Genomic DNA, 15395 nt, shown 5'->3' on the forward strand with positions numbered 1-15395 from the left:
CAGGCCCATTACCTGCCATAATCACTCTATGTAGCCTCTGAGATTCAAGGAATGTGCCGTCCGTCTCAGCCCTGAACCCCTTGCGACGCTACCTTTGCGGAGGCCCCGGGACATGATCATCGCCAGCCGTTCTCCGGATGACCCAGATAAGGCCGCCGCACCCTCCGCTGTTGTTATGGATGCAGCAACGACGGCTCTTGGCGCACTGAATAAATGGTTCACCCTTCAGACATGTGAAATGGGCTGCAGCAACCCCAACCTCTCCGAAATATTTGCCCTGCGTTACCGCACTTACTGCGAGGAACGGGGATTCCTGCCCATATCGGAATATCCTGACGGCCTGGAAAGAGATCCCTTCGATCAACGCTCTGCCCACTTTACCGCCAGAAACACCCAGGGCAACATTGCAGGCACCGTCCGCCTGGTACTAAGCCCCGGGGGGGAACCCTTCCCATTCGAATATCACTGCCCACCCTTCGAGAATTTCCTCCCTCCACCCGCCTCCTTGAGCGCCGAGGTATCCCGACTGGCGGTCAGCAGGAGCTATCGTCGCCGCACCGGGGACACATGGTTCGGTGTCAATGAGTCCGACGGCATGCCAGCGCCGAAACATCTGCCAGGGCAGGAACGAAGAAGCAACTCCCCCCTCCTGGTACTTGGACTTTATCGCCAGATGTACCGCTACAGTTGCGAAAAGGGTATCCAGTACTGGTATGCCGCCATGGAAAAATCGCTGATCAGGATCCTTTCCCGGTTCGATTTCGTGTTCGAACCCATTGGGGAGGAACGCGACTATTATGGCCCGGTGACCCCCTACCTTGCCGACCTGAGGGAAATCGAACGTCGTCTGCAGCGAACCAGGCCCGAACTACTCAGATGGTTCCAGCACGCGCCCTGATCAGGCCCTCGCAAGCGGAGTACGGATGCACCGAGTAACAGACAATCTTCGGCGCACATGGAGACGCCTGCAAAGGCGCTTCCTGCTCCGGCAACTCTCCCGACAAAGACCGGAAACCCTGCGGGCCCTGTCACGTCGGCGCCTGGAGCAATGCTTTGCCCGTGCGGCCACCGGTTCGCCGGCCTATGGAACCCTGCTGCGTGAAGCTGGCCTCAACACCCACCCGATGAAGGCCGAGGCCATCCTCCGTGACGCGCCCTTGCTGGACAAAGGGAACACCTTCGGCCGTTTCCCACTACAGGCACTGATGATTGAAGGCACGCCGCCGCAGACACTGGGCGGCATCCTGACCAGTTCCGGCCATGGAGGTGATCGTTTCGCCTTCGGCCTGACCACCCACCGACAAATGGCGACTGGTCCCGATGCCATCGACCTGGGTTTGCAGATGGCCTTTGGCGTGGATGACCACTCCACCCTGCTGGTGAACTGCCTGCCCATGGGGGTAGTGTTCAACTCGCGCACCGTCTGCGTGGCCAACGTCAGCGTCCGTGAAGACATGGCCCTGGCCATCATCCGCCAGGCCAGCCCCCTTTTTGATCAGGTGATCCTGTGTACCGACCCCCTGTTTCTCAAGCGCCTGCTGGACCATGCCGCGGAACAGGGGTTTGACTGGTCTCAGGTCCGGCTTCAGGCGATCCTTGGCGAAGAAACGTTCAGTGAGGATTTTCGCAGCTACGCGGGAGCCAGGCTCGGCATCGACCCGGACACGCCGGAAGGCCCGATGATCGGCAGTTCCATGGGCGTGGGGGAACTGGGATTGAATCTGTTCTTCGAGACCAGGGAAACCATCGCCGCACGTCGCGCCCTGCACCGCCGGCAACCGCTGCATCCCCCGCCCTTTTTCTTCTGCTACAACCCGTTGCGCACGCTGGTGGAAATCCACGCACCGGACGACAACGGCAACGGAGAACTGGTGGTAACGGTGCTGGACCCCCAAGCCACCATTCCGCTCATTCGTTACCGCACCGGCGACACGGCCCGGTGGCCCCGGGCGGAGGATTTCAGCGACCTTCCCTGCCCGGTGGCCGAAGCCCTCCAGCATGGCCCCTTGCCCATGATCGCCCTGCAGGGGCGCGCCAAGGACCGGATCGGCTCAGGGTGGCGGGTGGATCATTTCAAGTCACTGCTGTATCGGGATCCACGGGTGGCAGACTGTGTGTCCGGTGCTTTCCGCGTCGACCCTCAGGCTCAACAATGGGAGGTACAAGTGCGCTCGGGGCTGGCAACACCATCTCCGGCGGAGGTTGCCGACCGCCTTCAGGCACTGGTCCATGCAGAGGCTGTAGACCGTCAGCGCCCCCCTCCACGGGTTCGCTGTTACCCCCATGAGGACTTCCCCTACGGGATGGGGCTGGATTACGAGCGCAAGTTCACCTATCTGCCTCGCGCCTGATCACCATCCCACCCCGCGGGAGAACAGACATATCAGGTGCGGCGGCGACGGTTGGCGGCGAACCCCATACCCGCCAGTCCGATACCCAGCAGACCCAGCATGGCGGGCTCAGGCACGGGGATTTCCTGGGCAGTCCAGCGGGCCTGGACAAAGATCTGGGTTTGGGCCTGCTCGGCAGCCCACACCCGGAAGAACTCACCAGACTGGGGAGATGCGCCTGGATTGGTGCAGGGACCCTCTAACTCAAGCCCCGTACAGATGAGCACACCATTTCCGGGAGCCAGTTGAAAATCAATGGAGTAGAGGTAGTTATCCAGCTCAAAACTGAGGGAATCCAGCGCAATGTCCAACACGGTATAGACATCATCACAAGGAACCGTACTGCCGGTGGGATTACCTCCCGGGCAGTTCTGGGCCAGACCGGTGTTCAGGGTTTCCCAATAGCTCACCCGGGTCACGGCATCCAGGTCTTCCAGCAACATACTGTCAAGACTGAAGGTTGAATCAGAAAAAACCCGGAAATTGCCGAGAATATCGGCGATCCAGAGGGGGTTTGGCACATTGCTGTTCAGTGGAACGGTCAGAACCTGATTCACCTGGGTCAACTGATCAATAGTCCACCACTGCCCCTGGGTCCACCCCGCACCTTGAAAAGACGGGCTGTTGGCGGAGGTGAATGACCCGATGGTCAGTGAACTGGTCGCGCCACCATTCATGGAGGAACTCCAAGCCAGCTGCTCGAAGGTATTCGCGGAACCAGGAGGGGTACCGACCGGGTTATTGGCGCTCAGGGTCAGACCGGTATTTGACGGATTGAAAAATGTCTCGGTATTACCATCGTTCTGGGGGTCAAGCCAGCCGGCGGCCTGCACGAAATACAGCTGAGTCAGCGGTGCGGCGCTGGCGGTGCCGACCAGTGCCCCTGCCGCAAGCACCGATGCCAGAGCAGTGATTTTAAATGATGTTTTCATCTACGATCTCCTTCACGGAATAGGGGCACGAAGAATCGGCCTTACACACGCACCACCAGCAAAAAGCAGACCAAAAACAAAAATACAAATGTGATCAAAATCTTATAATCAGGAAAAAAAAACCACACTCGCAACCTGCTCTAATTCGTAAAAAAGACCGACACGCAAAAAACCACACCACTCGGTCCCCCTGAATCAGCCACTCCGTGTTCCGAATCCTTCATCCTCATACTCTGAGTCATTCCCGCACAAGCGGGAATCCAGTGACAAACTGAAAATTCCTGACTCCCACGTGCGCGGGAGGTGGCGCTGGAAAACTCGGCCTTTGTTTCCTTTTGCGAATACACCAGATAAGCAACGCCATTGATGACGTTATGCTTTTTCCGGTAGCCATCAATGAACTACCTGGACGGCAAGCCTTACAAGGAGCGCAAAGGCTATACTGGTCAGGAACAATCCTCAGAACCACCACTTGAGCGTCGGGAACCTGCGGGGTAACACCATGATTCGAGGCCTGTATAGTGTTTGCCTCATGACCTGCCTGGCCCTAGCCATGGACGTAGCCATGGCCGGAGAAAAACCCGTCACCACCCGTACATTGGACGACCTTGGATTCCAACCGATACGCAGTGCCCCGGCAACCACAGTCAGCCTCAACGATACCCGCGTGAGTGCCGAAATCCATGGTGTGCTGCAGGAAGTGGTCGTGCGCGTGGGGGAAGTGGTGAGAGCTGACGCCCTGCTTGCAAGGCTTGATTGCGAGGAACACAGCCTGGACCTCCAGCAGGTCCGGGCCACAACACAGGCCGCACGGGCGGACGCAGAATTTGCCCAGTTTCAGTTGGGAAGGGCTCAGGAGCTGGCCCGCCGACAGGCCGTGTCCGCGGAGCTCCTGAACGAGCGTCAGGCCCAGGCCTTGCGCACCCGGGCCGAAGTGCTGCGGCTGGAGGCCGCCACCCGTTCCGCCCAGCGACGCGTCAACCTCTGTGAAATCCGTGCCCCCTTCGACGCCGTGGTCATCGAGCGTCTGGGCAGTGTCGGCGAACTGGTGCAGGCCGGCACCCCCATCGCACGAATTTTGGACGCCGGGGACCTGGAAGTCAGCGGTAATATCCAGCAGCAGGACCTGCCTGCCCTTCAGGCCGCGGGAGAAATCCGTTTCGTGGCGGCGGGTGTGCATTACCCGGTGGAGTTACGTGCTGTTTCTCCCGTGGTGGATCAGCGACTTCGAAGCGTGGATGTACGGTTTGTGTTCACCCATGAAGCAGCTCTGCCCGGGCAGGTGGGACGTATCGAATGGGTTTCAGGGCTGCGTCACGCGCCCGCCGACCTGCTGGTAAGGCGAGAAAACGCCCTGGGAATCTTTGTGGAAGAGGATGGCAGAGCCAGGTTCATACTCGCTCCCGGCGTCAGGGAGGGGCAACCCCCTCCGATGGACTTGCCCGGAGATACCCGACTGATCGTCGATGGGCGCTTTGGCCTGCGTGACGGAGACTCCGTCCGGATCATCGAGCGCTGATGGGGGCCGGCATGTATCGCCGTTTTCTGGAAAACCACTTCCTGGCTAATGCGGTGTTTCTTGGCGTCCTGATCGTTGGCGTCATCACCTATTTTCAGTTACCCAGACAACAGGATCCGACCGTCAATCTGAACTGGGTCACGATCCAGACACTCATGCCCGGCGCATCGGCCACGGATATCGAACGTCAGGTGACTGACGTGCTGGAAGAAGCCGTGGAACGGGTGTCGGATATCCGGTTCACTTCCAGCATAAGCCAGCGTGATGTCTCGCTCATCATCATACGCCTGGAAGAAATGAGTGAGCGCAGAGTGGATGAACGGATCAATGATCTGCACAGGGAGATCCAGAACGTCGAAAGCGATCTGCCTGCGGAAGCTCGCCGACCCAGCATCACCACCATCAGCAGTGCCAACGCCTACCCTACCACCATGATCGCCGTGGTCGGACTGGACGACGACGACAACCTGCGTTTCCAGGCGCAGCGCATCCAGCAGGATCTGGAGCGGCTACCCGGCACCGACCGGGTGGAACCCATCGGCCTTCGGGACCCTGAACTTCAGGTACTGTTCCACCCGGACGAACTGGTGGGCCTGGGGTTGACACCTTCGATACTGGCACAGACCGTCAGCACCTACTTTAGGGATCTGGCAGCGGGTACGGTGGGCCTGGGAGACCAGGAATGGCTGGTGCGTCTGCAAGGCACGGAAAATGACCCGGAATATCTTGCCGACATTCCCCTGCTTTCAGCCCACGGTGAAATCCCCTTGCGCAGCGTTGCCCAGGTGGTCCGCGGGCGCGAAGACGCCGATCATCTGGCGCGCTACCTTGGCAACCCCTCGATCCTGCTACCGGTATTCAAGCAGGACGATGCCAACGAACTGGAATTCCTCGACCGAATCCGGAACTATCTGAACGACTATAACGATCGCGCCAGCCCCATCACCGGCGTCCAGATTGTCTTGCTGGATGACCAGACACTGGTCACTCGCCAGGCCATCGGCACCATGCAGAGCAATGCGGCCATCGGACTGCTTCTGGTACTGATTACCACCTGGCTACTCCTGGGTTCACGGATCGCCTTCGCCACCTGCTTCAGCCTGGTCTTCGTCATTGCCGGCACCTTCCTGTTTCTCGGACTGATCGGGCAGACACTCAATGTCATCGTCCTGCTTGGCCTCATGATTGTGCTGGGCATGCTGGTGGACGACACCGTCGTGGTCGCCGAGGCAATCCACCGTCGTTTACAACAGGGCATACCTCCCATGGATGCGGCCATCGATGCCCTCCGAGAGGTGGCGGCCCCCGTCACCGCCGCCGTCCTTACCACCATTGCAGCCTTCCTACCCCTGATGCTGGTGCCCGGTGTGCTGGGCGAATTCATGAAGGTGGCGCCCATCGTCGTCGCCGTGGCACTGATACTGAGTCTGGTGGAGGCCTTCTGGATCCTGCCCAGCCACATCGCCGCCTCCCGCCCAAAACCTGATCGTTTTACCCGCTCGGGCCGTCTGCGGTCAAAAATGGTCAGAAAAGCAAGACTGCGCTATGGATTGATCCTGACCAAGGCCCTCAGACGCCCCAGGATGACACTGGGTCTTTTCACCGGACTGCTGATCCTGGCACTCACCTTCGTGGCCTTGGGACTGATCCGAACCGAGTTCTTTGCCACGGACTCGGCCCGGCTATTCTTCGTAAACGTGGAAATGCCGGCGGGCACCCCTCTGGAGAAGACCCTGACGACCACCATGGCGGTGGAATCGGCCATTGCGACTGAGTTCCGGGGGGATGAGCTACGCTCCAAGGCCAGCTATGCCGGCATCCAGTTCACCAATGCGGAGAGTCTGTTCGGCACCGCCAAGGGTCAGATCCAGGTGAGCCTACGACCACAAACCCGAACGGGACGGGATGTGGATGAGATCATCGAAGCCGTCCGACGGGTCGCTGCCCAGGTGCCTGGCCCGGAATCCATCTGGATGGAACGTCGCATCTCCGGGGCCCCGCCAATGGGGCGCCCGGTCAGCGTGAAGGTAAGAGGGAATGATCTAGAAGAGATCCGGAGGGCGGCAGACCATGTCACCGGCATCCTGCAGAACATTCCTGGTACCTATGATGTGGTTGACGATGCCTACGCCGGCGGCATGGAACTGTCGGTTCGCCTCAACCCGGATGCCATCCTGCGCGCGGGTCTGGATCCGAGCCATGTCATCAGGGATCTGCGACTCCTTACGGACGGGGAAGTGGTCGCGTCCATGCGGGATCGTGGCGAACGCATCGGTGTACGTGTGCGTGCTCGCGTAGAGGCGGTGAAAGACATCGACCGCTTCCTGGATACTCCGATCAGCGTGCCTGATGGGAGTCCCATCCTGCTGGGGCAACTGGTTGATTACGAGATCATCCGGGCAGAAGGCAGTATCCGACATTTCAACCTTCGGCGCACCATCACGGTGGAATCCGAACTGGATGAGTCCGTCATGGATGCCGCCACTGCGCACCGTCTTGTCCAACGGGAGTGGAATACCCGTTACGCAAGCCTGTATCCCAATATCGATCTGGACTTCACGGGTGACTTCGACGACATCGTAGAAAGCATCGAAGCCCTGGGGTGGCTGTTCCTGCTGGGTCTGATGCTGGTTTACCTCATCCTGGGCACCCAGTTCCGCAGTTACACCCAGCCTCTGATCGTACTGGCCGTGGTGCCCATGGCCCTCACCGGCGTTCTGATCGGCTTGCTGGTGAGCCAGCAACCGCTCAGCGTATATACCCTCTATGGTGTCGTGGCATTGGCCGGTATTGCCGTGAACGACGCCATCGTACTCATTTCCGCCGCCAACGACCGCCTGCGCCGCGGTATGCCGCTGATGCATGCGGTGCTCAACGCCGCCCGGCGCCGCTTCATCCCGATCATCATCACCTCGGTGACGACGGTTGCCGGATTGTTTTCGCTGGCGGTCGGGCTGGGAGGAAAATCGCTCATGTGGGGACCTCTGGCCAGTGCCATCGTATGGGGCCTGCTGGTATCAACCGTACTGACACTGTTTGTGATTCCCATCATGTACAGCCTGATTGTTCGACCTTCGGTCCGCCAGGAGGCCACCGCCTTACCCCTTCCGCGAGCGCTGGATGAGGAAAGCCCCTCTCCCATAAAGGGCTTGCTGAAGATGATTACCGAGGGCGCCCTCAGCGGCCGCCCAATCCAGAAGATGGATGACCACCTGGCTACCATCGTCAACTATCCCGTGCTGCGTAAACTTTACAATGAGGGTCAACGTGCACTCTCCCTGGCAAAATACGAATCAGCCATCCGTCTCTTTGAGGCCGGCGCCCGAGAAGCACCGCAAAGTCCGGTCTTCCACCTGTGTGCCGCTCAGGCCCTGGCCCTGTTCATGCAGCGATCCTACGGGGCGGACCTGGGCTACCTGGCAAGGATGCGGCGCTATCTAAGCGCTGCCCGTCGGCTGACGCCGGATGACCCTCGTCTCCCCGTGCTGGAACAGATGGCCAGCGAGCTGGAGGCGGTGGCGGAAGATCCCACGGCCCATTGAGCAACGACGATGCCCGTACCCATCAGGGCAAGGTCACAGACAAGCCGGAAAAGGAAAGGATGGCAGGAAGAATGACCGCAGAAGATGACCAGGTCTATCGTCAGATCCATCTGGACGTGGCCCGCAATGCCACCGACGACTTTAACCCCTTTCACGATGCTGATAAATGGCATCGTATCCATCAGAATCCCTTCGGCGGCCCCATCGTACTGGGCTTTCAGATGGAATGCCTGGCTGAATACCGGGTAACCCGTCACCGCCTGCTGGACAGCACGCCGGACGACCCTCCGCCTGCTTATCGCAACTATCAGTTCACCTTTGCGGGGGTACTACGGACCGATGAACCCTTTCGCATGGAAATCAAACCCACCAAGCGAACCTGCACACCGGACGGCCGTTGGATCCGCTCCAATCGTGTCGTTGTCAGAAAAACCAACGGCATGGTGTTGCTCGGACAAATCAGGGATTCCGATCACCCACTGACGCTGCCTGACCTGACACCCCCCTTCCAGCTGTCCGAGAATCTGCCTCCATTGCCCGACCGCAGCCTGCTGCCAGAGGGAGGCTGGTTCCATAAACGCAAGTTCATGACCAACAGCAACGCCAAGAATCTGCTGTCCGGTTCACTGGCCAGACAGGCGGATTATTTCGATGAACTGGAGGATCACATCAACTATCCCGATATGTTCCCCACCGCTCTCATCTCCTGCGCATTACTGGAACGCACCCATGCGGCAGGCCATGACTTCTACGCCAATCCCATGGTCTATACCACACATCAGTTCAGCGTGAACCAGACGCTGGCACGCCGCCTGCGAAGTGCCGATGCCCTGCATCTGCTGGTGAGTGATGCTCAACAGGTGGCTAGCAACGGTGGCGGCTTGGGACACACGCGCCTGCAGCAACAACGACACATCTGCCTGGGCCTACTGGAAAACGGGGGGATACTCTTTCGCGGTGAGGTAATGCTGGCATCCCTCAATTCCATTCTCGGCAAGAGTGCCTAGGCGCAGAAGCAAGGCGATAGGGTTCTCCCCCGTGCAAAAACAGCCGGGCCATATCAGGTGACGCCTGAATGGCTCGCTGTACGGCCGTATCCAGATGGGCCAGAAAGGGGTAACGGGTGCCGCGGTACTCGCACGGAACGCCAGCCAGGGAAAATTCAAAACCCAGGCGGCGAACCATCCTGGCCAGGGCCCGATTCACCAGAAAATACATGTAGGGGATATTCCGGTCCCGGCTGTATTCGATGGCGGCTCGAAGCATGACAGCAAACAACTCAGACCGCATGGGAAGCGTCAGAGAACATGAAAGCTCCTCCTTGGCCAAAACAGGACCAACCATGGCATTCATGCCCTGCCGATTGAGACACTCACCATCATCGGCTGGCGTTGTCCTGAACAACGGCCCTCGTTGCTGATTACGCCAAACAACCCCGGTACCATCTCCCCCCTGAATTCCCCAGCCCGGGGCATCCGAGGTCATCGAGCCGGTCCTTCGGCGGCGAACATAATCTTGCGTGATGCAGATCCGTGACAGCTCCACGGCACCCCCAGTCACTGGACTGGCATCCCCGGCACTTACGCGAGTGATCCGATGCACAGGCAATTCTCCCTGCACGGAATGCACCAGACGCATTGCACCCAACCATTGACCGGTTTCTCGTTCTCGCACGATGAAGGCGGTGGCATTAGAATCCCAGTGGTCGGATTCCTGACCATCGGAGAACGCACGGGAATCCTCAAACCCTTTTTCCAGGCAATAAACCAGATAGCGGATTTCGTGATGAATCTGCAAAGTACCGGGTGTATCGGCAACAATAACTTCATAGCGTGCACCGAACATGCGTTAGCCCCATGATTACACTGACCCGAGCGGGATTAAAGCATGTTGTCGGCGGCGGGTCGGGTATCGGATCACAAAACCGGCAAACTACCGCCCCTCGCTCCATTCATCAAGCTCTCGTGGACATAATTATGTAACCCGGGAATATCACCTTGCATCGAATGGATCACCTGCTCTACCCGGACATAATAGGCAGCGCGAGTTCCATGGTATTCCATCGGCTCTCCGATACGGACAAATGGAAAACCGGATGATTGCAGCATCCTGGCCAAACGCCTTTCCATCATGACGAAGGCATACTCCCGACCTGCCATTTGCATCAGTGAGGTTCCGGCACAGAACAGCGCCAACCCCAACAAGGGGAAGGTGCGCCGCTCTTCCTCGGACATTTCATCCCAGCCGGGGTAACCCGCTGGCGAATCCGACTCACCCCGGCGGCGCCGGAACTGGGTATGCACCGCCAGGCGGGATACCTCACCAATCCGATCACGGGTAAAGGCTTCCGGCTTCAATTCGGAATGCGTCAGGCTGTCCCGGCAGAAGGCCTCCATCGGGAGCAGGAAGCCCGGCTGCTCGGCAGGCGGAATCACTACCCTGATACAACCTGCGGGTACATCACATGCCCGATGCCGGATAATACAGTGCAGCGCAAAGGCATCGTATTCGTCACGCTCGCGCCCACCAGGACAGTCTTCCTCCTTTTCATAGGCAAACTCACGACAGTAAACGTCGTAACGCACTTTGTGCGCTTCATCCTTGAGTGCTTCGGTATCGGCAAGCAACACCTGAAAATAGCTTGCAAAATGCTCAACCAGAGAAGGTGTTTTCATGGCGCTTTATTCCATCCAGGGGGGGGACATCCATCAAACCCAATCCATAGGGAAGCATAGCTCATGCACAGGCCAGGGGAGCAAAGTCCGGGGGACATTCGTTCCAAGCATCGTCGGGCACTATACTCATCTGACCCATGACAATGACACCAGCCATACTGCCACGGCACCAACCTTGGGACACCATAGATGAGCCTCTTTGACCATGAACTGGCCTTTTCCCGCAATCTGGGCTGGCTGACGCAGACCGAGCAGACACTGCTGAAATCCCGACGCGTCGCCATCGCCGGCATGGGCGGCGTCGGCGGCACCCACCTGCTAACCCTGGCCCGCCTGGGTATCGGCGGTTTCCACATCGCGGATCCGGATGTATTCGAACTGCAAAACTTCAACCGGCAATCCGGCGCGACCATGCAGACCCAGGGGCAGACCAAGGTTCAGGTCATGGCCGACATGGCCCGGGACATCAATCCCGAACTGGACATCCGCAGTTTCCCGGAAGGCATCCATGCAGGCAACCTGGATGAATTCCTTGAGGGGGTACACCTGTTCGTGGACGGCCTGGACTTCTTCGCCCCGGGAATACGCGCCCAAGTCTTTCGACGCTGCGCGGAATTACAGATCCCCGCCATCACGGCAGGCCCCATCGGCATGGGCACCGCCTACCTGCTGTTCATGCCTGGAGGCATGAGCTTTGATGAATATTTCCGCCTGGAGGGAGAAACCAATGAGAGGCAATATGTGAATTTCCTGGTGGGGCTGACCCCCTCATCCCTGCAACGAAGCTACCTGGTCGATCCCTTGCGCCTGAACCTGGCGGAACAACGAGGGCCCTCCACCATCATGGGTTGTCGCCTTGCCACCGGTGTCATGGGGACAGAGGCCCTGAAGATCCTGCTGCAACGCGGCCCCCTCTATCCGGCACCCTGGTTCCATACTTTTGATGCCTACAGGATGACATACCGGCGCGGCAAACTGCGCTGGGGCAATCGCGGCCCGTTGCAAACCCTGAAGCGACACCTGGGATACCGCCAGGTTGCACGACTGCTTGGAACACCGGCACCCGTACCGGAACCGACACCCCAGGGTCTGATGGAGGAACTGCTGGCACTGGCGCGCTGGGCACCAAGCGGCGACAACACCCAGCCATGGCGTTTTGAAATCCGTGATACCCGGCATCTGGTGATACACGGCTTCGACACACGGGATCATGTCATCTATGACCTGCAAGGTCATGCCAGCCAGCTTGCCCTGGGCGCCTTGCTGGAGACCCTGGAGATCGCGGCCCGCGCCCGCGGCCATGACTGTCAGATTCAGCGACGGCTGGACACACCGGAAACCACGCCCTGCTTCGACATCCGGCTGACCACCCGGGACAGCCCCGTCCCGGAACCGCTGGCCGCCCATATCAAAGCCAGATGCACCAACCGCTTCCCCCTGAGCCGGAAGCCGCTGCTGCCGCGGGATCGTGTGGCCCTGGAGGCATCGCTGGGGGCGGGCTACCGGGTCATCTGGCTGGAAGGACGGGACGGGCTCAGGCGCATGGCAAGGCTGCTGTACGACAACGCCTACATCCGCCTGACCACCCCGGAAGCCTACCCGGTCCATCGGCAAATCATCCAGTGGAACAGCCAGTATAGTGAGGACCGACTACCGGATCAGGCACTGGGCATGGATCCCCTGGGCCTGAAACTCATGCGGTGGGCCCTGGGCAGTTGGCGGCGGGTGCACTTTCTCAACACTTACCTGGGCGGTACCCTGCTGCCGCGGCTGCAAATGGATGTCCGCCCGGCACTGGGGTGCGCCGCCCATTTCGTCATCATTGCCAACAAACCGGTTCGCCATCTGGACGATCACATCGCCGGCGGGCGGGCCGTGCAGAGATTCTGGTTGACCGCCGCCGGCCAGGGGCTGCAGTTTCAGCCCGAACTCACCCCCCTGATCTTTGCCAGCTATGTGCGGGAACAGGTGGAATTCACCCGCCACCAGCCCTCCATCGAACGTGCCATGCGCCTCACCCGGGAACTGCAGGGACTCATCGGCACGGATGCCCTGGAATCAGCGGTCTTCATGGGCCGGATAGGCTATGGCCCCGCCCCCGCCGCCCGCTCGCTGCGGCTACCACTCGCGGCCCTGCGCTGCGACTAAACCCGTCGACAAAATTTACATGAACCACATTCAGCTAGACGCAAACCCAATTAAAATCAAAACAAATCAAATAGATAAAAAACAGGCATGATCTCTGCTTGGAACCAGTCAAGAAGAGAATCCCATGCCTTTCAGGGAATCTCGAAAGAGCCTGGCAAAGGCACTCAACACCGGAACTCTAGCGGGAGCAACAGAACATGAAGACACACAACAAAACCCTTCGGCGCAATCTGTTGGCCGTTGCCGTCACCGGCACGCTGGTTCTGGCGGGCGCCGGCCAGGCTCATGCCTATGTCATGGCTGGCGGCGTGCTGAACATGACCAACTTCATGATCAGCGGCAGCGGTGGACAGCTGGATGCAAGTGACTTTTCAGTCCTCACCTTCGTCGGCACGGCAGATGTCAATGGCTCCCTCACGGGTTCAGGTGGCGGGGCTTTCGCAATTGATGATTCAACGACCCAGACGGGAGTACCCATTGATATCGGCGCACAGTGCGTGGGCAATGGCTGCCTCGGTCTGGGGCTGACTGAAAACACCTTTCCGAAACTGACCGCCCCTCCGACCACGGGTAATTATGCCGCCGGAGACCAATTCGAATCCGGCTCGCCGATCACTGGCCTGCCGGGCTTCGGCAACGATCCGGCCAACATCGCCAATGCCTCCTACGTGGGCGTGGACATCGGATCGGCGGATGCCTCATCGAACTCCAACAACAATCTGAACACCAGTTTTATATTCAGTCTTGCCCAGGATGATGGACTGACCTTCAGTTTCGACCTTGACGCCTTCCTGCAGGTAGCTGTTTCCAGCAACGAGGTCTTCCCTGCCTTTGCTACGGCGGCCTACTCTCTCTCCTTTTCAATCACGGACCTGAGTAATGGCGGGGGTACCATTTGGAACTTCACGCCTGACGTATTCGGAGACGGCACCAACACACTCAGCCTGAACGCGCCTTTGCCGATGAACATTGAGCTCATTCGTGACACCGGCGGCCCCATCAGCTTCTCCAGCACCACCGCTCCGCTCCTTGCAGGCAATCTCTACCAGGCCTCTTTCCGCATGACCATTGAGACTGACGCAGGACGTGCCGTCGTACCCGAACCCGCCTCCCTGGCACTGTTCGGCCTGGGCCTGCTGGGGCTGGGTGCCACGATGACCGCAACCCGGCGCAGAAGTATATAATCATCAAGACCTGCCGGATCACCATCAGGCAAAGAAGGGGCACGGATGTCGTGCCCCTTCTTTTCTTTATTTCGTGATCATCTCCACAGAGGATCAAGGCCCATGCCCAGCCCCGCCGTCCTACTGGTTGCCCTCAGAGAAGTCATCACCCGGCAGCGTGCCCCACGGCGCACGGAACCCGATCTGATCATGGCGGATCCCGAACAGGTGGCGGCCTATACCCGTGCCGGACGGGAAGACGGGGTCATGGCCCCCGTGTATCACTTCCACGCTGCCCAGGTCTGCGATGTGATCCGCCCCGGGGATACCGTCCTGGATCTTGCCTGCGGACCCGCCACACAGCTGGCCCTGGTGGCTCGCCTTAATCCGGACGTCCGCTTCATCGGCGTGGATCTTTCGGAGGAAATGCTGGCACGGGCGCGGGAACACATTGCCGAGCAGCAACTGGACAATATCGAGTTCCGGCACGGAAGCATCGACGCACTGGACTTTCTGGAAGCGAAATCCGTCGACGCGGTCATGTCCACCATGGCGCTCCACCACCTGCCCGATGAAGAAACCCTGTCAAGCACCTTCAACGAGATATCAAGAGTGCTCAAACCCGACGGTGGGCTTTATCTGGTGGACTTTGGTCATCTGAAATCCCCCCGCTCCATCGAATACTTTGCCAATCAGTATGCAGACCGGCAACCGGACCTGTTCACCGAGGATTACCGGAACTCACTCTGGGCGGCGTTCCCCAAGGAGGCATTTCAGCGGGGGCATGCCCGCCATCTGGCAGAGCGGAGCAGACTCTACAGCACCTTCATCTTCCCCTTTATGGTGGCCATCAAGAGCCCCTCCAGGCGCGCCGATGAACAGGCCTTGAGAGAGACGTTCGCCCGCTTGCGCGAACAGCTCCCGCCACACCACCGCCGGGACCTGAAGGATCTGAAGACCTTTTTCGGCCTCGGCGGCCTGAGCAGCCCCCTGTTGTAGGTCAGGGGGCAGACCACCACCCCGGGG

The 15395-nt window shown here is 59.4% G+C and carries 10 protein-coding genes and 1 pseudogene; 8 read left to right on the forward strand and 3 right to left on the reverse strand.

Going from position 1 to position 15395, the window contains the following annotated elements; translation table 11 throughout:
- Positions 1 to 112: 112 nt before the first annotated feature.
- Together CKO35_RS05875 and CKO35_RS05880 are read left to right on the forward strand one after the other, a co-directional pair.
- A complete protein-coding gene (locus CKO35_RS05875) occupies positions 113 to 898 on the forward strand; it encodes a PEP-CTERM/exosortase system-associated acyltransferase (RefSeq protein WP_200173564.1) in 786 nt (261 codons plus the stop codon).
- 25 nt (positions 899 to 923) lie between these two features.
- The gene (locus CKO35_RS05880; protein ID WP_200173566.1) at positions 924 to 2351 is read left to right on the forward strand and encodes a phenylacetate--CoA ligase family protein; all 1428 of its coding nucleotides are present in this window, start codon (positions 924 to 926) and stop codon (positions 2349 to 2351) included.
- A gap of 32 nt (positions 2352 to 2383) precedes the next feature.
- Here CKO35_RS05880 and CKO35_RS05885 read toward each other — a convergent pair whose 3' ends face one another.
- Entirely contained in the window at positions 2384 to 3322 is a 939-nt protein-coding gene (locus tag CKO35_RS05885) for a THxN family PEP-CTERM protein (RefSeq protein ID WP_200173567.1), read from the reverse strand.
- 532 nt (positions 3323 to 3854) lie between these two features.
- Here CKO35_RS05885 and CKO35_RS05890 point away from each other — a divergent pair.
- The 3 genes from CKO35_RS05890 to CKO35_RS05900 all read left to right on the forward strand — a co-directional run bounded on the left by CKO35_RS05890 (position 3855) and on the right by CKO35_RS05900 (position 9390).
- Positions 3855 to 4841, forward strand: coding sequence for an efflux RND transporter periplasmic adaptor subunit (locus CKO35_RS05890; protein WP_200173569.1), 987 nt, complete (start codon positions 3855 to 3857; stop codon positions 4839 to 4841).
- 11 nt (positions 4842 to 4852) lie between these two features.
- Complete coding sequence (locus tag CKO35_RS05895; RefSeq protein ID WP_200173571.1) at positions 4853 to 8383, forward strand: efflux RND transporter permease subunit; 3531 nt, start codon at positions 4853 to 4855, stop codon at positions 8381 to 8383.
- Positions 8384 to 8454: 71 nt separating this feature from the next.
- Entirely contained in the window at positions 8455 to 9390 is a 936-nt protein-coding gene (locus CKO35_RS05900) for a PAS domain-containing protein (protein WP_200173574.1), read from the forward strand.
- On the opposite strand, the gene CKO35_RS05905 is transcribed toward CKO35_RS05900, so the two are convergent.
- Both CKO35_RS05905 and CKO35_RS05910 read right to left on the reverse strand, forming a co-directional pair.
- Complete coding sequence (locus CKO35_RS05905; protein ID WP_200173576.1) at positions 9362 to 10228, reverse strand: GNAT family N-acyltransferase; 867 nt, start codon at positions 10226 to 10228, stop codon at positions 9362 to 9364. The genes CKO35_RS05900 and CKO35_RS05905 overlap by 29 nt on opposite strands.
- Before the next feature lie 71 nt (positions 10229 to 10299).
- The gene (locus CKO35_RS05910) at positions 10300 to 11058 is read right to left on the reverse strand and encodes a PEP-CTERM/exosortase system-associated acyltransferase (RefSeq protein WP_200173578.1); all 759 of its coding nucleotides are present in this window, start codon (positions 11056 to 11058) and stop codon (positions 10300 to 10302) included.
- Between the two features lie 189 nt (positions 11059 to 11247).
- On the opposite strand from CKO35_RS05910, the pseudogene CKO35_RS18335 reads away from it, so the two are divergent.
- The 3 genes and pseudogenes from CKO35_RS18335 to CKO35_RS05925 all read left to right on the forward strand — a co-directional run.
- Positions 11248 to 12105 (forward strand): annotated as a pseudogene (locus CKO35_RS18335) (ThiF family adenylyltransferase); the annotation flags it as partial.
- Between the two features lie 1298 nt (positions 12106 to 13403).
- Positions 13404 to 14390, forward strand: a complete 987-nt coding sequence (locus CKO35_RS05920) for an EDSAP-1 family PEP-CTERM protein (protein WP_200173582.1) — start codon at positions 13404 to 13406, stop codon at positions 14388 to 14390.
- Positions 14391 to 14492: 102 nt separating this feature from the next.
- Complete coding sequence (locus CKO35_RS05925; protein WP_200173584.1) at positions 14493 to 15368, forward strand: class I SAM-dependent methyltransferase; 876 nt, start codon at positions 14493 to 14495, stop codon at positions 15366 to 15368.
- The last annotated feature ends 27 nt before the right edge of the window (positions 15369 to 15395 follow it).

It is taken from the genome of Ectothiorhodospira shaposhnikovii, assembly GCF_016584105.1.
Lineage (GTDB): Bacteria > Pseudomonadota > Gammaproteobacteria > Ectothiorhodospirales > Ectothiorhodospiraceae > Ectothiorhodospira > Ectothiorhodospira shaposhnikovii.